The sequence below is a fragment of the Amorphus suaedae genome, assembly GCF_053629675.1.
In genome coordinates this window covers 825,669-847,597 of record NZ_JBRJIT010000001.1, presented here as the reverse complement: position 1 = coordinate 847,597, position 21,929 = coordinate 825,669, and the positions used below count along the sequence as shown (strand labels likewise).

16 protein-coding genes are annotated in these 21,929 nt (G+C 68.2%); 6 read left to right on the top strand and 10 right to left on the bottom strand.

The window, feature by feature from the left end:
* Window positions 1-94 precede the first annotated feature (94 nt).
* Window positions 95-781 (bottom strand): TetR/AcrR family transcriptional regulator, encoded by a 687-nt coding sequence (locus AB7M35_RS03760; RefSeq protein WP_453957391.1) that lies wholly within the window; start codon window positions 779-781, stop codon window positions 95-97.
* A 231-nt stretch (window positions 782-1,012) separates the two neighbouring features.
* Here AB7M35_RS03760 and AB7M35_RS03755 point away from each other — a divergent pair, with 231 nt between their 5' ends.
* The 5 genes from AB7M35_RS03755 (at window position 1,013) to AB7M35_RS03735 (ending at window position 10,129) form a co-directional block, all read left to right on the top strand.
* Window positions 1,013-2,116: an efflux RND transporter periplasmic adaptor subunit gene (locus AB7M35_RS03755; RefSeq protein ID WP_453957389.1), complete on the top strand. Its 1,104-nt coding sequence runs from the start codon at window positions 1,013-1,015 to the stop codon at window positions 2,114-2,116.
* Between the two features lie 8 nt (window positions 2,117-2,124).
* Window positions 2,125-5,247, top strand: coding sequence for an efflux RND transporter permease subunit (locus AB7M35_RS03750; RefSeq protein WP_453957387.1), 3,123 nt, complete (start codon window positions 2,125-2,127; stop codon window positions 5,245-5,247).
* A gap of 63 nt (window positions 5,248-5,310) precedes the next feature.
* Window positions 5,311-6,915, top strand: a complete 1,605-nt coding sequence (locus tag AB7M35_RS03745) for an efflux transporter outer membrane subunit (protein ID WP_453957386.1) — start codon at window positions 5,311-5,313, stop codon at window positions 6,913-6,915.
* On the top strand, window positions 6,915-8,156 hold the full coding sequence (locus AB7M35_RS03740; RefSeq protein ID WP_453957384.1) for an efflux RND transporter periplasmic adaptor subunit: 1,242 nt from the start codon (window positions 6,915-6,917) through the stop codon (window positions 8,154-8,156). Before AB7M35_RS03745 ends, AB7M35_RS03740 begins: the two co-directional genes overlap by 1 nt.
* A 5-nt stretch (window positions 8,157-8,161) precedes the next feature.
* Window positions 8,162-10,129 (top strand): MacB family efflux pump subunit, encoded by a 1,968-nt coding sequence (locus AB7M35_RS03735; RefSeq protein WP_453957383.1) that lies wholly within the window; start codon window positions 8,162-8,164, stop codon window positions 10,127-10,129.
* A 112-nt stretch (window positions 10,130-10,241) separates the two neighbouring features.
* On the opposite strand, the gene AB7M35_RS03730 is transcribed toward AB7M35_RS03735, so the two are convergent.
* The 8 genes from AB7M35_RS03730 to AB7M35_RS03695 all read right to left on the bottom strand — a co-directional run bounded on the left by AB7M35_RS03730 (window position 10,242) and on the right by AB7M35_RS03695 (window position 19,782).
* Window positions 10,242-10,964, bottom strand: a complete 723-nt coding sequence (locus AB7M35_RS03730; RefSeq protein ID WP_453957382.1) for a DUF5765 domain-containing protein — start codon at window positions 10,962-10,964, stop codon at window positions 10,242-10,244.
* Window positions 10,965-11,180: 216 nt separating this feature from the next.
* Complete coding sequence (locus tag AB7M35_RS03725) at window positions 11,181-12,407, bottom strand: amidohydrolase family protein (protein WP_453957380.1); 1,227 nt, start codon at window positions 12,405-12,407, stop codon at window positions 11,181-11,183.
* A 10-nt stretch (window positions 12,408-12,417) separates the two neighbouring features.
* On the bottom strand, window positions 12,418-12,924 hold the full coding sequence (locus AB7M35_RS03720; protein WP_453957378.1) for a GAF domain-containing protein: 507 nt from the start codon (window positions 12,922-12,924) through the stop codon (window positions 12,418-12,420).
* Window positions 12,925-12,938: 14 nt separating this feature from the next.
* Entirely contained in the window at window positions 12,939-14,249 is a 1,311-nt protein-coding gene (locus AB7M35_RS03715) for a TRAP transporter large permease (protein WP_453957377.1), read from the bottom strand.
* 12 nt (window positions 14,250-14,261) lie between these two features.
* On the bottom strand, window positions 14,262-14,786 hold the full coding sequence (locus tag AB7M35_RS03710) for a TRAP transporter small permease subunit (protein WP_453957376.1): 525 nt from the start codon (window positions 14,784-14,786) through the stop codon (window positions 14,262-14,264).
* 184 nt (window positions 14,787-14,970) lie between these two features.
* Entirely contained in the window at window positions 14,971-15,966 is a 996-nt protein-coding gene (locus AB7M35_RS03705; protein ID WP_453957375.1) for a TRAP transporter substrate-binding protein, read from the bottom strand.
* A gap of 61 nt (window positions 15,967-16,027) precedes the next feature.
* Window positions 16,028-17,722 (bottom strand): hydantoinase B/oxoprolinase family protein, encoded by a 1,695-nt coding sequence (locus AB7M35_RS03700; RefSeq protein WP_453957374.1) that lies wholly within the window; start codon window positions 17,720-17,722, stop codon window positions 16,028-16,030.
* On the bottom strand, window positions 17,719-19,782 hold the full coding sequence (locus tag AB7M35_RS03695) for a hydantoinase/oxoprolinase family protein (protein ID WP_453957373.1): 2,064 nt from the start codon (window positions 19,780-19,782) through the stop codon (window positions 17,719-17,721). The genes AB7M35_RS03700 and AB7M35_RS03695 overlap by 4 nt, the downstream gene beginning before the upstream one ends.
* A 104-nt stretch (window positions 19,783-19,886) precedes the next feature.
* On the opposite strand from AB7M35_RS03695, the gene AB7M35_RS03690 reads away from it, so the two are divergent.
* Window positions 19,887-20,594 (top strand): GntR family transcriptional regulator, encoded by a 708-nt coding sequence (locus AB7M35_RS03690; protein WP_453957371.1) that lies wholly within the window; start codon window positions 19,887-19,889, stop codon window positions 20,592-20,594.
* Window positions 20,595-20,636: 42 nt separating this feature from the next.
* On the opposite strand, the gene AB7M35_RS03685 is transcribed toward AB7M35_RS03690, so the two are convergent.
* The gene (locus AB7M35_RS03685; RefSeq protein ID WP_453957369.1) at window positions 20,637-21,359 is read right to left on the bottom strand and encodes a haloacid dehalogenase type II; all 723 of its coding nucleotides are present in this window, start codon (window positions 21,357-21,359) and stop codon (window positions 20,637-20,639) included.
* Window positions 21,360-21,929 lie beyond the last annotated feature (570 nt).

Genomic DNA, 21,929 nt, shown 5'->3' with positions numbered 1-21,929 from the left:
GGTGGTATGTCGGGCCGCCGATCGGGCGCGGCTTGACGGGCCGACGATCGTCGCGACCGAGCACCAGGCGACGCCCTCCGGGGCATCGCCGGGGCTATCCGTCGCGCGCCACCCCGTGCAGGAAGATCGAGATGCACCGCCGCAGGTGACGGGCGCGGTCAGGGCCCACCGGCGTTCCCGGAAAGTCCGGCCCTTTCATCGCGAGCGCCCCGAAGATCATGTCCATCAGAATGCGGGCGCAGACGCCGGCGTCGTCGACCGCCAGTTCGCCGGCTGCAGTTCGCGCGGCGAGCCACGCCGCCAGATCGGCATGTGAAACGACGGCGCCTTCGCGCGTCATGATCTCGTGCAACTCGGGAAACTGCGCCGATTCCACGTGCACGAGCCGAAGAAGCGCCAGTCTCTCCATCTCCGCCTCGGGATCCAGATCGATCCGGAAGATGCGCTCAAGGGCCTCGCCGGCGGCCATCCCCTCGTAGTCGCCCGGAAGATCCAGCATGGACGGTCGGTGCATCCGCACGATCGCGGCGAACAGCTCGCTCTTGCCGGCAAACAGCCGGTAGATCGTCCGTTTCGAGACGTTACAGTGCGCGGCGATGTCATCCATCGTGGTCTGCCCGTAGCCCCTTGCCACGAACAGCGCCTGCGCCGAGCGGATGATCGTTTCGCTCTGTTCGCTATCGGGCCGCACCTTCGGCCGCCCGCGCGGACGCCGGCCCACGGTCTTCTCTGCAACGATTTCCGTTCTCCTCACCGTGCCCTGCGTAGGGCGCGTGCCCATCCGCGCGTTCCCACTCTCGATTGACTTGAGTGCATCCGAATATTAAGGGTACCCTTTAGTTTCGTAAATAGGTGCACATTGGTTTCATTCCTCACAAGATCGACGGCCGAGCGGGGCTCCGGGCGCTTTCCTCGCTGTCGTCGCGCGGCCCTTGTGGGGCTGCTGCTGACGGTTTCCGGGGCGCTTTCCGGATGCAACGACCAAACCGAAGGCGCGCCGCGCAAGGGCGAGATGGTGCATGAGGTCAGCGTCGTCGTCCTTCATCCGAAATCGGTCACGATCACGGCGGAACTGCCGGGGCGAACCGCGGCTTCGCTCGTGGCCGAGGTAAGGCCCCAGGTCGGCGGCATCATTCGCGAGCGCCTCTTCAAGGAGGGGAGCGAGGTCGAGGCCGGCGACGTCCTCTACCAGATCGATCCGTCAACCTATCAGGCGTCGTACGACGCGGCGAGCGCGGTGCTGCAGAAGAGCGAGGCGGTGGTCCCGAGCGCCCAGGCGAAAGTCGAGCGCTACGAAAACCTCGTCCGGCAGAGCGCCGTGTCGAAACAGGAGGTCGACGACGCGCAGTCGGAGCTTCTGCAGGCGAAGGCCGACGTGGCGTCCGCCAGGGCGGACGTCGAGACCGCCAAGATCAATCTCGACCACACCACCGTCCGGGCGCCCATCGGCGGGCGGATCGGCGTGTCGAGCGTCACCGTGGGGGCGCTCGTGACCGCCAATCAGGAGACCGAGCTGACGACCATCCGGACGCTCGACCCGATCAACGTGGACGTGACCCAGTCGAGCACGAACCTCCTGAAGCTTCGTCGGGCCGTCACGGAGGGTCGGATCTCCACGTCCGGCGAGGACATCGCGGTGAAGCTGAAGCTTGAGGACGGCTCGATCTACGACCATGTGGGCGAGCTGGAGTTCAGGGACTCGGTGATCGACGAGCAGACCGGCACCTTCACCGTGCGCGCCGAATTTCCAAACCCCGACCGGCTGCTTCTGCCCGGCATGTACGTGCGCGGAAGCCTCGAGGAGGGCGTGTCGGAGGGCAGCTATCTGCTTCCCCAGCGCGCGGTCAGCCACAATCGGAGCGGCGAGGCGACCGCCCTTTTCGTGGATGCCGATGGAAAGGCGGAGCGTCGAACGCTGAGCGTGCAGCGGTCCGTCGGCAACGACTGGCTCGTCGACAGCGGCGTTTCCGACGGTGACCGGCTGGTGGTGGAGGGCGCAGCCTCGGTCGAGGACGGCCAGACCGTGAAGGTGACCGAGGTCGAGCTGGATGAGGTGACCGGTGAGGTCAAACCCGTTGCCGGCGAGGCAACGTCGCCGCCGTCCGGCAAGCGTTAAGGATCTCCATGTCGCGCTTCTTCATCGAGCGGCCGATCTTCGCAGCGGTCATCGCGATCGTCGTGATGCTCGGCGGTCTGCTTGCCGTCTACACGCTGCCGATTTCGCAGTACCCGCAGATCTCGCCGACGACCGTCAGCGTCAGCGCCACCTATACCGGCGCCGATGCGGAAACGGTCGAGAACTCGGTCACCAAGGTGATCGAGCAGGGCATGACCGGCATCGACAATCTCGACTACATGACCTCGTCGTCGACCTCGACCGGCAGCTCGTCGATCACGCTGACCTTTACGAACGATGCCGATCCCGACGTCGCGCAGATGCAGGTGCAGAACAAGCTGCAGCTGGTGGAATCGCAGCTTCCCCAGGCGGTCCGCAACACCGGCGTGACGGTGACGAAATCCTCCGACAGCTTCGCGATGGTGATCGGCTTCGTCTCGACCGACGGGTCGATGACGTCGACCGACATCGCCGATTACGTGAGCGGTACGCTGGAGGACAGTCTGAAGCGCATCGCCGGGGTGGGATCCACACGGCTGTTCGGCTCCGGCTACGCCATGCGCGTCTGGCTCGATCCGGACAAGCTCGAAAAGTACGCGCTCATGCCGAGCGACGTGACGAGCGCCATCGAGGCCCAGAACACCCAGGTTTCGGCAGGCCAGATCGGCGGCATGCCGCAATCCAAGGGCCAGCAGCTCAACGTCACGCTGACGGCGAAAAGCCGGCTCACCACGGTGGCCGAATTCGAGAACATCATTCTCAAGAGCACGTCCGGCGGCTCACTCGTCCGCCTCAACGACGTTGCGACGGTCGAGATCGGCGCGGAGAGCTACGATACCGCGGCGAAGTTCAACCGCATGCCGGCGGCGGGTCTCGCCATCAGCCTGGCGACGGGCGCCAACGCGATCAGCACCGCCGAGGCGGTGCGCGCGGAGATCGACGCGATGGCCCGCACGATGCCCGCCAGCGTCGAGGTGGTCTATCCCTACGACACGACGCCGTTCGTCGAGCTTTCCATCGAGGAAGTGGTGCGGACGCTGTTCGAAGCGATCGTGCTCGTCTTCCTGGTCATGTTCCTCTTCCTGCAGAACCTCCGGGCGACGCTCATCCCGACGATCGCCGTCCCCGTCGTCCTGCTGGGGACGTTCGGGATCCTCTCGCTGGCCGGCTATTCGATCAACACGCTGACCATGTTCGCCATGGTGCTGGCGATCGGGCTGCTGGTCGACGATGCCATCGTGGTGGTGGAGAACGTCGAACGGGTGATGGAGGAGGAGGGACTGTCGCCGAAGGAGGCGACGATCAAGTCGATGAACGAAATCACCGGGGCACTGATCGGCATCGCCACGGTGCTTTCGGCGGTGTTCGTGCCGATGGCGTTCTTCTCCGGCTCCGTCGGCATCATCTATCGCCAGTTTTCGGTGACGATCGTCTCCGCGATGGTCCTGTCGGTCGGGGTGGCCCTGATCCTGACGCCCGCGCTCTGCGCCACGATGCTCAAGCCGGCATCGGCACGCCACAAGCAGACCGGCTTTTTCGGCTGGTTCAATCGGAACTTCGACCGTACGACGCGCGCCTATCAGTCGTCTGTCGGGGGCGTGCTCAACCGGCCGGCGCGGTTCCTGATCGTCTTCCTGCTGTTCGTGGCCGGGGCGGGCGTTCTGTTCATGGACCTGCCAAGCTCGTTCCTGCCTGAAGAGGACCAGGGAATCCTGCTGACCAGCGTGCAGATGCCCCCGGGCACCACCCAGGAGGGCACGCAGCGCGTCCTGGACAAGGTGACCGACTATTACCTCGATCAGGAGAGCGATTACGTCGACGGCATCCTGTCGACCGTCGGATTTGGCTTCGGCGGCCAGGGGCAAAACGTTGGCCTTGCCTTCGTGAAGCTGAAGGATTTCGACGACCGGACCGGCAAGGCAGCGACGGCCCAGGCGGTGGCGGGCCGCGCCATGGCGGCATTCTCGCAGTTCAAGGAGGGCCAGGTCTTCGCGCTCGCACCGCCGCCGATCCAGGGATTCGGAACCTCCGGCGGCTTCGATTTCTATCTCCAGGACGCCGGGGGTGCCGGCCACGCGGCGCTCATCGACGCGCGCAACCAGGTGCTCGGGCAGGCGGCCCAGAGCCAGCTCCTGACGAGCACCCGCCCGAACGGCCAGGAGGACACGTCCCAGTTTCACGTCGACATCGATCAGGAGAAGGCGAGCGCGTTCTCGCTGGCGCTGGCCGACATCGACGCCACATTGTCGACCGCGTGGGGCGGCAACTATGTCAACGACTTCATCTATGAAACGCGAATCAAGCCGGTCTACGTGCAGGGCGAGGCGGGGGCTCGCATGCAGCCGGAGGATATCGGCCGCTGGTATGTCCGCAACCAAGACGGGGCGATGGTCCCGTTCTCCGCCTTTGCGACAGGCTCATGGACCTACGGCTCGCCGCGACTGGAGCGCTTCAACGGGCTTTCGGCGGTGGAGATCCAGGGCTCGGCCGGAAGCGGCGTGAGTTCGGGCGACGCGATGGACGAAGTGACCCGCATCGTGAACAGCCTGCCGGAAGGCTTCAATTTCGAGTGGACCGGACTTTCCCACCAGGAGCAACTCGCCGGCAGCCAGGCGCTCTCGCTCTACGCCATTTCGCTCCTCGTCGTGTTTCTTGCGCTGGCGGCGCTTTACGAGAGCTGGACGACCCCGCTTGCCGTCGTCCTGACCGTGCCGATCGGAATTTTCGGTGCCTTGCTGGCGGCGACGCTGTTTGGCCAGTCGAACGACGTCTATTTCAAGGTCGGCCTCCTCACCACGATCGGTCTCGCGGCGAAGAATGCCATCCTGATCGTCGAGTTCGCGATCGACGGGCAGAAACAGGGCAAGGGACTGATCACCGCGACCCTGGAAGCGTCGCGGCAACGGCTCAGACCGATCCTGATGACCTCGTTCGCGTTCATCCTCGGTGTGACCCCGCTTGCCATTGCGACCGGCGCGGGATCGGGCAGCCAGAACTCGATCGGTATCGGCGTGATGGGCGGGATGATCGCGGCGACCCTGCTTGGCATCTTCTTTGCGCCGCTTCTCTTCGTGGCGGTGCGGCGGATGTTCGCCCGCCGGACCGACATGACCGGGGCTGACGCAAGCTAGACCGAGATACTGCCGATTTGCTCCTGGCACCCGACATCCCTTGAAGACGAGACACGGACCGGCATGACCCGCCCAGTAACAGTATCTGCTTCCGCTGCCCCGTCGCGGACGTCGCGCCACGCCCGCCGGCTCCTGCTCGTCGTCTCGGCCTCGGCTGCGCTCGCCGGCTGCGCGGTCGGACCCGACTACCAGACGCCGCTGCTGGCGGTGCCGGCCCAGTGGACGCACATCGGTTCGGTGACGACGGAGAAGCCGCCGGAGCTGTCGGAGTGGTGGACGCGGTTCGACGATCCGTTGCTGACCGCCCTGATCGAAGAGGCGGTCGCGAGCAATCTGGACGTGCGCACCGCCAAGGCGAAGATCCGCGAGGCGCGGGCGACCTACCGCCAGGAGGTGGGCACGCTGTTCCCGTCGGTCGACGGCTCGGGCTCCTACACCCGCGCCAAGAACGGGTCGAACGTCTCCAGCGGCGGCGACGTCACCGTGCGGGGCGCGTTCGACCAGTACCAAGCGGGCTTCGACGCCAGCTGGGAGCTCGACCTGTTCGGCGCCAACCGCCGCGCCGTCGAGGCGGCGAAGTACGGGCTGGACGCGGCATCCGAAGAGCTGCGCAACACGCTGCTGACCCTGATCGGCGATGTCGCCGAGAACTACGTGATGGCGCGCGGCTACCAGGCGCGCATCGCGCTCGCCCAGCGCACCGCGTCCTCCCAGCGCGAAACGTCCGGCCTGACGCGCACCAAGTTCCGCGAGGGAAGCGCCTCCGGTCTCGATGTGGCCAACGCCGAGGGGCAGGCGTCGAGCACGGAAGCCAACATCCCGACCCTGCGCGCCTCCTACGCCGAGACCGTGCACCGGCTCGGCGTGCTGCTCGGCCAGGCGCCGAACGCGGTTGCCGAACGGATGAAGAAGCCGAAGCCGATCCCGTCGCCCAAGCTGCCGGTGCCCACCGGCATCCCGGCCGACATTCTGCTCGCCCGTCCGGACGTGCGGCTCGCCGAGCGCCAGCTGGCGCAGTACACGGCGCGGGTCGGCCAGGCGCAGGCGGCGCGGTATCCGAGCGTCAGCCTCACCGGAGCGATCTCGACGTCTGGCGTGGAGATCGGCGACCTCGCGCAGAATTCCAGCATCAGCTGGTCGTTCGGGCCGTCGCTCTCCGTGCCGGTGTTCAATGCCGGTCAGCTGAAGGCCGCCGTCGATGCCGCGAAGGCGGTGCGCGACGAGTACTACCTCGCCTATTTCTCGTCGGTGCTGACCGCGCTGGAGGACGTCGAGAACGCCGTCGTGGCGCTCGCCCAGGAGCGCATCCGGCGGCAGAAGCTTGCCTCGTCGGCCGCCTCCTACCGCAGCGCCGCGTCGCTCTCCCAGTCGCTCTACAAGACCGGCGCGTCGAGCTTCCTCGACGTGCTGGACGCGGAGCGGTCGCTCTATTCCGCGGAGGATTCCCTGATCCAGAGCCGGGTTGCCATCGCCACCGACTACATCGCCCTCAACAAGGCGCTGGGCGGCGGCTGGAGCGGAACGGTCGACACGTCGACACCCGAAGTGGTCGACAAGAACACTGGGCCGCGCCTTGCGAAGCCGCTGCTGCCGCCGGTCGCGCCCGCCCTGCAGCCCGCGTCGGCCGGGAAGGGGGCGCCGCGGTCGATCCTTCCGGGACGGTCGTGATGGCGGCATCGCGCAGACCGCGCCGGCGGCGGCTTCTCTGGGTCCTGCTCGTCCTGCTGATCGCGGGCGGCGCGGCGGGCTGGTACCTCTATCCAAGGGTTTTTGCCGAGGAGGCGCCGACGGTGCTGAGCGTCCCGGTGACGCGCGGCGACATCGAGCTGACGGTGCTCGCCACCGGCACCCTCAAGCCCGTCAAGCTGGTGGCGGTCGGCGCCCAGGTCTCCGGGCGCGTGACCTCGGTCGACGTGAAGGTCGGCGACACGGTGGCCGAGGGCGACCTGATCGCGCAGATCGATTCCGTGACCCAGGAGAACGCCCTCAGGACCTCCGAGGCCCAGCTCGACAACATGCGGGCGCAGCTCGACGAGAAGACCGCCAACCTGACCTATGCGGAATCCTCGCTCGGGCGGCAGGAGCGGCTGTTCAAGCAGAACGCCACCTCGCGCGACGAGTTCGAGACGGCGATGGAGTCGCTCGCCGCCACCAAGGCGCAGATCGCCGCGCTGAAGGCGCAGATCTCCGAGGCCGAGGTGGCCGTCGAGACGGCCAAGGTCGACCTCGACTACACGCGCATCACCGCGCCGATTTCCGGCACCGTGCTCTGGGTGGTGACCCAGGAGGGGCAGACGGTCAACGCGTCCCAGTCGGCGCCGACCATCGTCATCCTCGGCCAGCTCGACACGATGCGGGTGCGCGCCGAGATCTCCGAGGTCGACGTTGTGAAGGTGCGGCCCGGCCAGCCGATCTATTTCACCATCCTGGGCGATCCGGACACCCGCTACGACGCGACCCTTTCGCAGATCGAGCCGGCGCCGGAGACGATCACCAGCGACAGCGCCGTCTCGACGTCGAGCAGTTCGGCCAGTTCGTCGTCGTCGTCCTCTTCGTCGGCGATCTACTACAACGGCATCTTCGACGTTCCCAACCCGGACGGCCGGCTCAGGACCTACATGACGGCGGAGGTGCACATCGTCGTCGGCGAGGCGAAGGACGCGCTGACGATCCCGTCCGCCGCCCTCACCAGCCGCAACGCCGACGGCACCTACCAGGTGCGGGTGCTCGGCGCCGACGGGCAGGTGAGCGCGCGCAAGGTCGGGATCGGCCTCAACACCAACGTCACCGCCGAGGTCATCTCCGGGCTTGAGGAGGGCGACCGGGTCGTGACGGGAGAGCTGGGTGTTGGCGCGGCCGGCGCGAGGGGCGGGGGCCGGCGCGGTCCCCGCTCGCCGATGGGGTTCTAGCTGCCGTGGGCGAGCCGCTGATCGTCGTCGAAAAGCTCAGGCGCGAATTTCCCGCCGGCGAGCGCATGCTCGCCGTCCTGAAGGACGTCGACCTGACGATCGACAGGGGCGAGATGGTCGCCATCATCGGCGCGTCCGGCTCGGGCAAGTCGACGCTGATGAACATCCTCGGCTGCCTCGACCGGCCGACCTCCGGCCGCTACTCGATCTCCGGCCGTGAAACCGGGCAGCTCGATCCCGACGAACTCGCCGAGCTCCGCCGCGAGCATTTCGGCTTCATCTTCCAGCGCTATCACCTGCTGGCCGAGCTGACGGCGCTCGGCAACGTCGAGATCCCGGCGATCTATGCCGGCCGCTCTCCGCGCGAGCGGGAGGAGCAAGCCGGCGCCCTGCTGGACCGGCTCGGCATGGGCGAGCGGACCGAGCACCGCCCCGGCCAGCTCTCCGGCGGGCAGCAGCAGCGCGTGTCGATCGCCCGGGCGCTGATGAACGGCGGCGAGGTGATCCTCGCCGACGAGCCCACCGGCGCCCTCGACAAGCAGTCCGGCGAGGAGGTCCTCAAGATCCTCGACGAACTCCACGCCGAGGGGAAGACGGTCGTCATCGTCACCCACGACGCGGCCGTGGCGGCGCGCGCCGACCGCATCATCGAGATCAGCGACGGCGAGATCATCTCCGACACCCGTACCGAGAAGGGCGCGGGCCGGTCGGCGGATCCGGCGCCGGCGGTGGCTCCGGCCGGCCCGCGCCGCCGCGGCGCCGGGATCGGCGCGCTCGCGGACCGGGCCCGGGAGGCGTTGCGCATGGCGCTGCTCTCCATGCGCGCCCACAAGCTCCGCACCTTCCTGACGATGCTGGGCATCATCATCGGCATCGCCTCGGTGGTGTGCGTGGTGGCGCTCGGCGAGGGGTCGCGCCAGAAGGTGCTGGAGAACATCTCCAGCCTCGGCACCAACACATTGGAGATCTTCCCCGGCGAGAGCTTCGGCGACGTCCGCTCTGGCAAGGTGAAGACGCTGGTGATCGCCGATTCCGACGCGCTCGCCCAGCAGCCCTACGTGGCGGCGGTCACGCCGACCGTGTCGACCAACAGCACCGTGCGCTACGGCACGCTCGAGGCGAACGCCCTGGTGAACGGCGTCGGCGCGCAGTATTTCGACGTGAAGGGCACGAAGCTCGCCCAGGGCCAGTTCTTCGACGCGAAGGCCTCGCGGGAGATGGCCCAGGACGTCGTCATCGACGACAACACCATGTCGACGCTGTTCGGCGACGGCACCGACCCGATCGGCAAGGTGATCCTCGTCGGCACCGTGCCGTGCCGCATCGTCGGGGTGATGCAGGCGCAGCAGGGCGGCTTCGGCTCGTCGAGCAACCTGTCGCTCTACATGCCCTACAAGACCGTGCAGGCCCGCTTCCTCGGCAACACCTCGCTCCGCTCCATCACCGTGCGGGTTGCCGACGACACCGCCACCGATCTCGCCGAGCAGGCGGTGGTGCAGTTCCTGACGCTGCGCCACAAGTCGAAGGACTTCTTCATTCTCAACACCGACGACATCCGCCAGACGATCACCTCGACCACGGAGACCCTGACGCTGCTGATCGCCGCGATCGCGGTGATCTCGCTGATCGTCGGCGGCATCGGCGTCATGAACATCATGCTGGTGTCGGTGTCGGAGCGGGTCAGCGAGATCGGCGTGCGGATGGCCGTGGGGGCGCGGCAGAGCGACATCCTTCAGCAGTTCCTCATCGAGGCGGTGCTGGTCTGCCTGATCGGCGGCGTGCTCGGGATCGCGCTGGCGCTGTCGATCGGCGTCGCGTTCTCCGCGCTCGGGACCAGCTTCAGCCTGGTCTACTCGCAGACGTCGATCGTGCTGGCGTTCCTGACGTCGACGGCCATCGGCGTGGTGTTCGGCTACCTGCCGGCGCGCAGCGCCTCGCAGCTCGATCCGGTGGTGGCGCTGTCGCGCGACTGAGGGGCGTTCCCGGCCCGGCGGCCCCGCCCGTCCTTCCCGAAAACGACTTCGGAAACAGGATCTTGCGCGCTTCTCCTCGTCCGCGACGCCGCCGCCCGGAACGGGAACGGCGTCAGCCGCTGGAGATCGCCGGCGCCCGCCACTCCAGCTTTCGCCAGAGCCACGGACTGAGGCTCGCCACGACGATCGCCACGGAGAACAGGCACCACACCGCGGGCATCTCGTTGGGATCGTCGGTGAGCAGGCTGACGAGGACCGGGCCGAAGATGGCGTGGAAGATCACGAACCGCCACGCCCCGTAGAAGAGCGGCAGGACGAAGATCGCGAGGGCATAGGTGGGGAAGGCCGCGTGAAAGCCCACGAGGCGCTCGAACGGCGCCATCAGCCCGTTGTACGGGATGTCCCAGCCGATGTGCCACGTGCCGGAGACGGTGCAGAGCGCCGGTCCGCAGAGCGTGCTGCCCGGCCTGCACAGGCCCGCCCAGTCGAAGGGATAGAGCTGCAGCAGCATCACGGCGGCCGACGCGGCGCACAGCAGGTAGACGGTCAGCCGGGCCCGGGCACGAACCGGCGCGGGCACCAGTTCCATCGCGAACGCGTTGATGACGAACGGCTGGAAGACGATGTGGAGGTAGGAGAGCAGGGTGATCGTCTGGTTCAGCGCGCTGCCGCACTGATCGACGACCAGGTAGCCGGCCACCTGCAGCCCCTCCATCAGCGTGAAGTAGCCGATGGTCAGCGGAATCGCGAGCGGCCTTCGGATCGTGGCGGCTGTCGCGAGCGTGCCGGCGCCAGCCATCACGATCGAAGCGGGCAATCCCCAGCACATCGGCATCGGGCCACAATTTCCCGCGCGGAACATACCGTGGGCAGCGGGTGGGCCCTTGTTGCATAAACTTTGGGTGGAGGCGAGGACGGGGGCGCATTGGCGCGCGGGTGCCGCCGAAGCCGTCTCCGTCTACGTCGTCCACCGGGTCCCGTCATTCCCCGAAAGCGGCGAGACGGAACCGGGCGGGAGGCGGCGCCACCCCCGCCCGGGTGTCGGTGCGGTCTACAGGTGGTTCACGAACACCTTGCCTTCTTTCATGACCAGCTTCGGCGAGCGCTCGGGATCCTCCATGATGCGGATGTCGTCGAGCGGGTTGCCGTCGACCACGATCATGTCGGCGAGGTAGCCGTCCTGCACCAGCCCGAGGTCGGCCTCGCGCCGGATCAGGCGGGCGCCGTTGATGGTCGCGGCGCGCACCAGGTCCACCGGCTTGACGACCTCGGCACGCAGGCCGAACTCGGTCAGCTGGCGCCGGTGCATGATGCCCAGCAGGTCGGTGCCGTAGGCCATCGGCACGCCGGCCTTGTAGGCCATCTCGACGGCGTTGATGCCGGCGTCCAGCACCTCGTAGGTCTTGTCGACGAGCTCCTCGGGGAGGCCGGCCTTCACGCCTTCCTCCACGAGCGCCCGGTAGATCGCCAGCGTCGGCACCAGGATCGCGCCGTGCTTCTTCATCAGCGCGATCGACTGCTCGGTGGCGAGGTTGCCGTGCTCGATGGAGCGCACGCCGAGCTTTACGCAGCGCTCGATAGAGCGCGCGGTGTAGGCGTGGACGGCGACGTAGAGGTTCGCCATCTCCGCTTCCTCGACCACCGCGGCGATCTCCTCCTCGGAGAACTGGTCGGAGGTGATCCGGTCGGTGGGCGAGGAGATGCCGCCGCCGCCCATGATCTTGATCAGGTGCGCGCCGCGGCGGACCTCGCCGCGGGCGGCGCGGCGCAGTTCCGGAACGCCATCGACGATGTAGCCGAGGCCGGGCTGGGCGTAGGCGGTGTCGTAGGCCTCCACGCCGGGAGCGCGGACGTCGCCGTGGCCCCCGGTCTGCGACAGCGCCTTGCCGCAGAACTGCAGGCGCGGCGCGTCGAACACGCCTTCCTCGACGGCCCGGGACAGGCCGTGGTCGGCGCCGCCGACGTCGCGCACGGTGGTGAAGCCGCGCTTCAGCATGCCGTTCATGATCTCGCCGGCCTTGGCGGCGACGTAGAAGGGCGAGGTGCGGGCGAGCTCGGCGAAGTTGGCGGTGAACGCGGTGACGTGGACGTGGCAGTCGATCAGGCCGGGCATCAGCGTCTTGCCCTTGAGATCGATGCGGGTCGCATCGGAGGCCGAGACCTTCGCGTCCGAGACCTCGGCGATGCGTCCGTCACGGACCAGCACGGTGCGGTCCGGCAGGATGTCTCCCGCCTCCACGTCCAGCACCGATGCGTTCTCGAAGATGAAGGATGTCACGTGAGATCTCCTAGAGTGTCTGGTCGGAAAGCAGCAGGGCGGCGGCCAGATGGGGCGCCATCAGGGTGACGAGCGCCAGGTCGCCCTCCGCGTAGGCGCCCGGCCCATCGAGCACGCTGATCACCCCGAGCGTCCGTCCGTCGAAGCGGACGGGGGCGTTGAGGATCGTTTCGCAGCCGAGCGACAGGATGAGCTCGTGATCGGGAAACGCCCAGCGGATGTCGTCGGCGGAGGCGCCGAACCAGGGCTTGCCGCCCTTCAGGACGACGTCGCCCCAGGGCGTCGGCCCCATCTTCTTGCGGCCGAGCAGCGGGTATTCCGCCGGCCGGCTGGAGTACATGCGCTCGACCTCGCCGGCCGCGGCGCGGAAGGCGAGGATGGTGAACAGGCGGTGGCCGAGAAGCTCGGCGGCGATCCGGTCGGCCGCCTCGAAGGCGGGCAAAGGCTGGCCGGGCGCGGCGAGGGCATCCGCGAGCTGCGCGGAGACGGCGAGGGCGTCGAAGGTCATGGTGGTCATGGCAAGCTTTCGGATCAGCCGTACAGCAGACGGGGCAGCCACAGCGCGATCTCCGGGAAGACGGCGATGATCGCCACGCCGAGGCACATGAGGAAGAAGAACGGCAGCGAGGCCCTGGCCACCCGGCCGATCGGATCGCCGGTCAGTCCCTGCAGCACGAAGAGGTTGAAGCCGACCGGCGGCGTGATCTGGCCCATCTCGGTCATGATGACGAGGTAGATGCCGAACCAGATCGGGTCGAAGCCCGCCTGCATGGCGAGCGGCAGGGTGATGGGCAGGCTCATCACCACGATCGAGATGCCGTCGAGGAACAGCCCGAGCACGATGTAGAACAGCGACAGGACGATGAGCAGGCCGATCGGCGACAGATCCAGCGCGGCGATCGCCTTGGCGACGTTCGCGGGGACGTGCAGGTAGCCCATCGCCGTCGACAGGAACGCCGCGGAAATGAGGATGATGCAGACCATGCAGCTCGTCCGCAGCGTCCCCATCAGCGTTTCGACGAACAGGCGGAACGTCAGCTGTCCCATGACCAGCGCGAGGACGAGCGCCGCCGCCACGCCGACGGCGGCCGCCTCCGAGGGCGTCGAGACGCCGCTGTAGATCGAGCCCAGCACGATCCCCATCAGCACGATGATCGGGAAGATGTTGCCGAGCCCCTTCACCCGGTCGCGCCAGGTGTAGGTCTCGGCGCCCTTCGGCGCGATCTCCGGGTTGATGAGGGCGCGGATCATGATCCAGCCGGAGTAGAGGCTGGCGATCATCAGCCCCGGCAGCACGCCGGCGGCGAACAGCCGGCTGACCGACACCTCCGCCAGGATGCCGTAGACGATCATCACGATGGAGGGCGGGATCAGCAGGCCGAGGCTGCCGGCGCCGGCGAGCGACCCGAGCGAGAGGTCCCGGTCGTAGCCGCGCCGGGCGAGCTCGGTTGTGGTGATCTTGCCGATGGTGGCGGCGGTGGCCGCGCTGGAGCCCGAGACGGCGGCAAACAGCGTGCAGCCGAGCACGTTGGTGTGCAGCAGGCGGCCCGGGATCTTGTCGACGAACGGCGCCAGCCCCCGGAACAGCCGGTCGGAGATGTCGGTTCGGAAGATGATCTCGCCCATCCAGATGAACATCGGGATGGCGGCCAGCTCCCAGGTGGAGGCGTAGCGGTAGCTGATCGACGCGGCGATCGTGCCGATGCGCGTCAGGTTCATGTCGAGGAGGAACGCCAGGCCGGTGATCGAGACCAGGAACAGGCCCGCGAACACCCAGATGCCGAGCCCGAGATAGATCAGGATCAGGGCCAGGACGACGGCGGCGGAGATCACGGCATCCATGAAGCTGCTCCGCTATTCCTGAGGGATGCCGGCATCGTCGGGCGCGACCGGCGGTGCCGTGTCGGTGACCTGACGAAGGAAGTAGGCGACGAGCTGCAGCCAGAACACGGCGAGGCCGACGAGCACGAGCCCCTCGGGAATCCACATAGGTACCTCGGCGATCGAGCTCGACACCCGTCCGCGCACCCAGTTGCGCTCGACGCTGATCCAGAAGAAGCGGATCAGCACGCTGACGACGAACAGCGCGCCGAGGGCGCTGAGGCATTCGAACACGCGCAGGGCCCGTCCCTCGAGCCGGCCGATCAGCAGGTTCACCCGGATCAGGCTGCCGTGCTCCAGCGCGTAGCCGAGCGACAGGAAGGTCACCGCCGCAACGCCGTATCCGACGAACTCGGAGAGCACGAACGTCGAGGTGGCGAAGAACGTCCTGAGGATGATCTCGAACAGGACGTGGCCGACCATGCCGATCAGGATGAGCGCGGCAAGCACCGCCGAGAGGCGGGAGAGGGCAAACACTCCGAACTGGAGAATGCGCATGATCGCTCCGGGTCTTCGGACGCCGTGATCGTGGCGGGACGGACGCGGCGCGCGGGACCTGAGGTCCCGTGGTGCGGTCGGTATCCGTGACAGCCAGGAGCAGGACGGCCACCAGGCGGGGACGTGCCGGCCAATGAAGAAGGGCCGCTGCGCGGGTGCGCAACGGCCCGTCTGGCTGCCCGGGCTACTGCTTCGGCCGGGCCGTCTCGTAGCTGGCCAACAGTTCGTCTGCCTGCGGGAACTTCGCCTTCCAGTCCTTCATGGACTCCTCGCCGGCCTTGGTCAGGGCGGCGATGTATTCCGGCGACACGTCCTCGACCACGGTCATGCCGTTGTCGCGCATGGTCTTGTAGTTGTTCTTCACCCGCTCGGCGAGGAGATCCCAGCCGTAGGTCTCGGCCGCCTTGGCGGCCTTGAGCACGGCTTCCTTCTGGGCGTCCGTCAGCGAGTCGTAGGTGTCCTTGTTCATGTGCATGATCTGCAGCGGCATCGCGTAGTTCACTTCCGTGAACACCGGCAGGTGCTCCCAGAGATGCGCGGCGGCGCCACCGTCGGCCGAGGTCAGGACGGCGTCGATGCCGTTGGTCGCGAGCTGCGGGACCACGTCGGCCCAGGACAGCTGGATGGGCGAGGCCCCGGCGGCGCGCATGGTCACCGTGCCGTTGGAATCGTAGGTGCGGATCTTAAGGCCCTTCAGGGCTTCCATGCTGTCGACCGGCTTCTTCGCCCAGATGCCCGACGGCGGCCACGGGTTGGCGAACAGCAGGACCTGGTTGTTCGCTTCCAGAACCTTGGCGTAATAGGGCTTGGCCGCCTCGTAGAGCGCCCAGGTGTCCTGGGTGGTGGGCGCCAGGAACGGCAGCGAGGGCAGCAGGAAGACCGGGTCGATGCCCGCCCAGGCGCCGATGTAGGACGTCGCCACCTGGACCGCGCCGTCGCCGACCGCGTCGAACTGGTCGACGGACTTGTAGCCGAGCGATGCGCCGTGGTGCGCCGTGACGTTGATCTCGCCGTTGGAGTCGGCCTTCAGTTCCTCGATGAACTTGTCGGACACCTGGGCGTGGATCGAGTTGGGATCGTACTCGTTGACGAGGTCCCAATTCAGCGTCTGGGCGAAGGCCGGCGTTCCGGCGAGAACGATGCCGACGGCGGCGAGGGTCGAAAGTGCCTTATATTTCATTGCTTTGAGTTTCCCTGGTTCTGGAAGGTGAAGCCCTGTTTTTGTTGGTCTGGCGAGCAGGTTAGCGCGTCACCCCCGCGTGCGGGTAGTGGCGATTCAGAAACTCGGTCGAGAACTTGCCGGAGCGGCCGTCTTCGGCCACCAGCGCGGGGTCGCGCCGGTCGGCCGGGCCGTAGCCGCCCGATCCCGGCGTCTCGATGACGACGACCTCGTCGGGGCCGATGTCGACCGACGACGGTTTGACGGGAAGCGGCTCCTCGCCGGCGGGCGTGCGCAGCGCAAAGCGCCCGGGCCGGCCCTCCTCGCCGCCGAAAACGCCCCAGGGCGCGTTCAGGAAGCGCTCGCCGGCGCCGTTGAAGGTGCAGGCATGATCGAGGGGCTGGATGACCCGGCGCAGGCCGCCGCCGCCGCGGTAGGTACCGGCGCCGCCGGAATCCTGGATGATCTCGTAGGCCACCACCCGCAGCGGATACTCGGTCTCGATCGCCTCGATGGGCAGGTTGGACGTGTTGGTGATGTGCACCTGGACACCGTCCTTGCCGTCGCGGTCGTCGCGTCCGCCGAAGCCGCCGGCCAGCGTCTCCAGGTAGAGATACGGCTTGCCGCTGCGCGGATCGATGCCGGAGAACACGGCGGTGGTGTTGGCGCCGTTGGAGGCGCCGACGGCGCGGTCGGGAAGCGCCGGGGCCAGCGCTCCGATGATCATGTCGATCAGCCGCTGCGAGGTGTGGGCACGAGCGGCGACCGGGGCGGGGGCCACGCAGTCGACGATGCTGCCGGGGTCGGTGATGAGCTCGCAGCAGTCGATGACGCCCTGGTTGTTGGGAATCTCGGGGTCGAGCAGCGCCTTCAGCGAGTAGGCGACGGCCGACTGGGTGGCGTTGATGGGCACGTTGATGTTGCCCTTCACCTGGGGCGACGAGCCGCGCCAGTCGAACACCGCGCGGTCGCCCGAAACCTCGATCCGGAGCCGGATCGGGATGTTCTGGGTGCCGAGACCGTCGTCGTCCATGACGTCCTCGAACGCGTAGACGCCGTCCGGGATCTCCGCGATGGCCGACCGCATCCGCCGGTATGTGCGGGCGATCAGGTCGTCGAACGCGGCGCGCATGGTCGGCAGGCCGTAGCGCCCGGCGATCTCCTTCACCCGACGCACGCCGAGCTGGGCGGCGGCGATCTGGGCGTAGTGGTCGCCGCGGCGCTCGTCGGGGATGCGCGCGTTCAGCAGGAACAGGTCGAAGAGGTCGGTCTGCAGGACGCCCTTGCGGAACAGGCGGACGACCGGGATCCGCAGGCCTTCCTGGTAGATCTCCGACATGCCGCCCGCCATCGAGCCTGGCGCCATTCCGCCGATGTCGGCGTGATGGGCGATGTTGCAGACGAAGCAGAACAGCTCGCCCTCGAAGAACACGGGGGCTGCGAAATTGATGTCGGGCAGGTGGGTTCCGCCGGCGACATGCGGGTCGTTGGCGACGAAGATGTCGCCCTCCTCGATCTCCTCGGGCTTCACCTTGGCGAGCACCGCCTTCATCAGGCCCGTCATCGAGCCCAGATGGATCGGCAGCGACATGTCCGCCTGGACGATCAGCCGCCCGTCGCGGTCGCAGATGGCCGTGGAGTGGTCGTGGCGTTCCTTGATGTTGGTCGAGTAGGCGCTCTTCATCAGCGCGATGAAGGTCTCGTCGACGACGGAGCGCATGGCGCTTGCCATGACCTCGAGCGTGATCGGATCGATCTGCGGGGCGGCGTCGGTCACTGAGCGATCTCCATCAGGATGTTCAGCGCATCGTCGACGCGCGCCACGTCGCCGGGGAAGACAAGCGTGGTGGCGTCGAACTGGTCGATGACGGCCGGCCCCTCGATCACCGTTCCGGCCGCGAAGGTGGCGCGGTCGTAGACCGGGGTGTGGACCGGGTCGGGATCGAAGAACCACACGTCGCGCACCTCGACCGGCGTGGGCGTGGTGGTGGCATCGTCGGCGGCGCTCGGCATTCCGGGCGAGGGCAGGCGGCCGATGGCGGTGAGCCGAACCGCGACCACGTCGACCGGGTCGTCGGGATTGTGGAAGCCGTAGGCCTGGTCGTGGGCGGCGAAGAACGCGGCCCTCAGCGTGTCGACCTCCGGCGGGCGGAGCGTCAGGCCGTCGGTCTCCACGGGCACGCGCAGCTCGTAGTTCTGGCTCGCGTAGCGCATGTCGACCACCGCCTGCAGGGAGCGGCGGTCGGTCGCCACGTCCTCGTGCGTCCACCAGGCCTCGGCCTCGGCCATCATGTCCTCGGCGAGCGCGACGATCCGCTCGCCTGCGGCGTCGTCGAGCCGGAACCGCTGGCCGCGGACCAAGTTCTCCGACAGGTCGGCGACCAGCAGGCCTTCGGCGCAGAGGATGCCCGGGGAGTAGGGCACGACGATCTCGCGGATGCCGAGGGCCTTGGCGCAGGCGTTCGCGTGCAGCGGGCCGGCCCCGCCGAACGGCATCAGCGCGAAGTCGCGCGGATCATGGCCGCGCTCCACCGAGATCGCCCGGATCGCGCGGACCATGTTGGCGGTCACGATGTCGAGCATGCCCTGGGCGGTGCGCTCCGGCGTGAAGCCCAGCCGCTCGGCCACCGGCGCGATCACCCGGCGCGAGGCCTCGGTGTCGAGGGTCATCGTGCCGCCGAGGAGGCCGCGCTCGGAGAGCCGGCCGAGCACGGCGTTGGCGTCGGTGACGGTGGGCTCTGTGCCGCCGTGGCCGTAGCAGGCCGGACCCGGGACGGCGCCGGCGCTCTTCGGTCCGACCTTCATCAGCCCGTCGCGGTCGAACCAGGCGACCGAGCCGCCGCCCGCGCCCACGGTGTGGATGTCCACCATCGGCAGGCGCACGGGGAAGCCGGCGACCTCGCGGTCGAAGGCGGTGCTCACCTGGTAGTCGCGGATCAGCGTGACGTCGGCGCTGGTGCCGCCCATGTCGAGGGTGATGATGTTGCCGCGCGATGCCTTCCGCGCGGTGCTGATCGCGCCCATGGCGCCCGCCGCCGGCCCCGACAGCGCGGTGCGGACGGGATATTCGCGAGCGCGCTCGGGCGACATCAGGCCGCCGCTCGACTGGTTGATGCCGACCCGGGCATCGGGGGCGAGCGAGGTCAGCTCCGACTGCAGGTGGCGCATGTAGCGGTTCAGGAGCGGCTGCAGGTAGGCGTTGAGCAGCGTCGTGGAGAAGCGCTCGTACTCGCGGAACTCCGGCTGCACGTCCGACGACAGCGAGATCGAGAGGTCCGGCAGGGCGGCGGCGAGGCTGGCGCCGACGGCGCGCTCGTGGTCCGGGTTGAGGTAGGAGAACAGGAAGCAGACCGCGCAGGCCTCGGCGCCGCTCTCCCGCACGGCTTCGACCGCCGCCGCGACGCTGTCTGCGTCGAGGGGCGTCACCACGCCGCCATCGGCGCCGACGCGCTCGTCGACCTCGAAGCGGTGTTCGCGGGCGGCGAGCGGGGCCGGCTGGTCGGCCTTGAGATCGTAGAGGCGGGGGCGGATCTGGCGGCCGATCTCCAGCAGGTCGCGGAAATTGCGCGTCGTCACGACCGCGACCGGCGCGCCGGTCCGCTGGATCAGGGCGTTGGTCGCAACGGTGGTCCCATGGGCGAGGACGCCGACGGTCGCCGGGTCGAAGCGGGCCTTCTCCGCCAGCTCGCGCAGCCCCTCGAGGATGGCGACGGCCGGATTGTCCGGGGTGCTCGGTCGCTTGTGGAGGGCCAGCTGGCCGCTCGCGCGCTCGAAGGCGTAGAGGTCGGTGAAGGTGCCGCCGACGTCGACGCCAATGATCCATTCCGGTCGCTGCATGAGATCTCGCGGCTGGGGCCCTCTGGGTTCACACAGCGTATGCACCAAGTATATAATCCGTCAACACGCGAACTCCGCACAGGCGGCAAGGCGAGGCAGGACCCATGACGGCGAACGATCCCAAGGCGGCTCCCGACAGCGTCTACCACCTGATCCGGGCGGCCATCCTGCGCCTCGACTTCGCGCCCGGCAGCGAGCTGGAGGAGGGGGTGCTGTCGCGCATGTTCGACGTCTCCCGCACGCCGATCCGCGAGGCGCTGATCCGGCTCTCCTCCGAGGGGCTCGTCTCGATCCAGCGCGGCCGCGGCGCGCGGGTGGCGATGCTCGACCTCTCCGACCTGCGCGACTATTTCGAGGGGCTGGATCTCCTGCAGCGGGCGGCGACGCGGCTCGCGGCCGTGCGGCGCACGAAGGAGGATCTGGAGGAGATCGAGATCCATCTCGTCGCCTTCGAGAAGGCGTCGGCGGCCTTCGACAGCATCGCCACCAACGACGCCAACCACGCCCTCCACACGGCGATCGGCGCGGCCGCCCATTCCGGGCGCATCTTCGCCGCCTATCACCAGATCCTCTCCGAGACCCAGCGGATCGCGCACCTGTGCTTCAGCGAGAGCGCGCGCGCCGACGAGCGGCTGGAAACCCATCTGGAGAAGACGATGGCCGATCACCGCCAGATGTACGAGGCGATCCGCGCCGGCGACGCCAACGCCGCCGAGCGCGTGGCCGGCGCCCACGTCGAGCTGTTCCGGCGCCGGGTGGTCGACGCGCTGATGTCGACGCGCCTCACCGAGCCGCTCTCCGTCGCCGTGTGACGGCAGGCGCCGGGTGGCGCCTGCGTCGCGTCCCGGCTGCGATCAGCCGCCGATTTCCTGGCGGTGCGCCTCGGCGAGGTCCGCCATGGAATTGAAGCGGAAGTCGTACCGCGGCATGTCGCCGGGGTTCATCGTCGCGCCGAATCCCTCCTGCTCGTAGCGCCGGTAGATCCAGCAGTTGGCGAGGCCGTGGCGGTTCGCCGGACCGTGATCGTGGAACATGCTCTCGGCGGTGTGCAGGATGTCCTGCTTCTCGATGCCCATGCGGGCGAGGTTCTTCAGCATGTAGTCGAAGTTGCGGTCGGCGGGCTTGTAGGAGCCAGCGTCCTCGGCGGTGTAGACGGCGTCGAACTCGACGCCGAGCTTCTGCTGGCTCGCCCAGAAGCTGCCATTGTCGACGTTGGAGAGGATCACCAGCTTGAAGTGCTGCTTGAGATAGCGCAGCGCCTCGGCAGTGTCGGGGAAGGCGGGCCAGGCCTGCACCGAGGCGCCATAGGCGAGGCACTCGCCCCAGCTCACCGGCACGCCCCATTCCTCCGCCAGCCGCTTGTAGACGACGGCGAGCAGCTCCGGATAGCGCTTGGCCGGCGTCTGCGCCTGGGTGGAGGATTCGTGGAAGGCGTGCGCCTCGAGGATGTCGTCGCGGCCGAGCGTCCGGGGGACCTTCGCCACCAGCGGCTGGAGGCCGGTGAAGATGCCGGTCTCCCAGTCGATCAGGGTTCCGTAGCAATCGAACGTGAGCGCCTTGAAGTCGGTGAGTCGCATGCCGGATACGTCCTTCCTCTGCGTTCCGCGACGGGCATCGAACGGTCCGCCGCACCGGGCCATGCAGCAAGTATACGCCGCGTATAATCCGGAGCCAATGCCGTTCGCGCCGGCGCCCCCGCGACCCCTCGCCACCGCCGGGCCCGCCCGTCACCGGATCGGCCGGGTTGGAGGATCCCCGGTAACCCCAGGCTTGCCGCGGTCACGGGAACCGCGAACCGTGCTGTCGGCCGACGGACGTCGGGTCGGGATCGAGGTGGAGCGCGATGAGCCCGATGAACAGCAGCGCTCCCACGAGGACCGGCCGACCGGATGGCGCCCGCCGCACCGTCCGCGGCGGAAGGCTCAGGCTTTTTGCGAAGGTGAGGGCGCTCGGTCTCGTCCTGATCGCCGCCACGAGCGTTCTGGGCACCGGCGCGACCGGAGCGCCTGCCGCCGATTATGCGGTCTAAGAGGAGTGCTCGCCGCAAACGAAGCCGATGCAGCCCGGGGCGAAACGCCGGGTCCTGAACCGGGTGGGGACCGAGGTGGGCGAAGCCATCCATCTCGATCCGGAAACCGGCATCGTTA

Bases quoted from the DNA above. Each gene is read 5' to 3' on its own strand.
- AB7M35_RS03690 (WP_453957371.1), top strand. From the start codon at position 19,887: ATGACGGCGAACGATCCCAAGGCGGCTCCCGACAGCGTCTACCACCTG.
- AB7M35_RS03755 (WP_453957389.1), top strand. From the start codon at position 1,013: ATGGTGCATGAGGTCAGCGTCGTCGTCCTTCATCCGAAATCGGTCACG.
- AB7M35_RS03695 (WP_453957373.1), bottom strand. From the start codon at position 19,782: ATGCAGCGACCGGAATGGATCATTGGCGTCGACGTCGGCGGCACCTTC.
- AB7M35_RS03745 (WP_453957386.1), top strand. From the start codon at position 5,311: ATGACCCGCCCAGTAACAGTATCTGCTTCCGCTGCCCCGTCGCGGACG.
- AB7M35_RS03705 (WP_453957375.1), bottom strand. From the start codon at position 15,966: ATGAAATATAAGGCACTTTCGACCCTCGCCGCCGTCGGCATCGTTCTC.
- AB7M35_RS03685 (WP_453957369.1), bottom strand. From the start codon at position 21,359: ATGCGACTCACCGACTTCAAGGCGCTCACGTTCGATTGCTACGGAACC.
- AB7M35_RS03710 (WP_453957376.1), bottom strand. From the start codon at position 14,786: ATGCGCATTCTCCAGTTCGGAGTGTTTGCCCTCTCCCGCCTCTCGGCG.
- AB7M35_RS03715 (WP_453957377.1), bottom strand. From the start codon at position 14,249: ATGGATGCCGTGATCTCCGCCGCCGTCGTCCTGGCCCTGATCCTGATC.
- AB7M35_RS03740 (WP_453957384.1), top strand. From the start codon at position 6,915: ATGGCGGCATCGCGCAGACCGCGCCGGCGGCGGCTTCTCTGGGTCCTG.
- AB7M35_RS03730 (WP_453957382.1), bottom strand. From the start codon at position 10,964: ATGCCGATGTGCTGGGGATTGCCCGCTTCGATCGTGATGGCTGGCGCC.
- AB7M35_RS03750 (WP_453957387.1), top strand. From the start codon at position 2,125: ATGTCGCGCTTCTTCATCGAGCGGCCGATCTTCGCAGCGGTCATCGCG.
- AB7M35_RS03760 (WP_453957391.1), bottom strand. From the start codon at position 781: ATGGGCACGCGCCCTACGCAGGGCACGGTGAGGAGAACGGAAATCGTT.
- AB7M35_RS03720 (WP_453957378.1), bottom strand. From the start codon at position 12,924: ATGACCACCATGACCTTCGACGCCCTCGCCGTCTCCGCGCAGCTCGCG.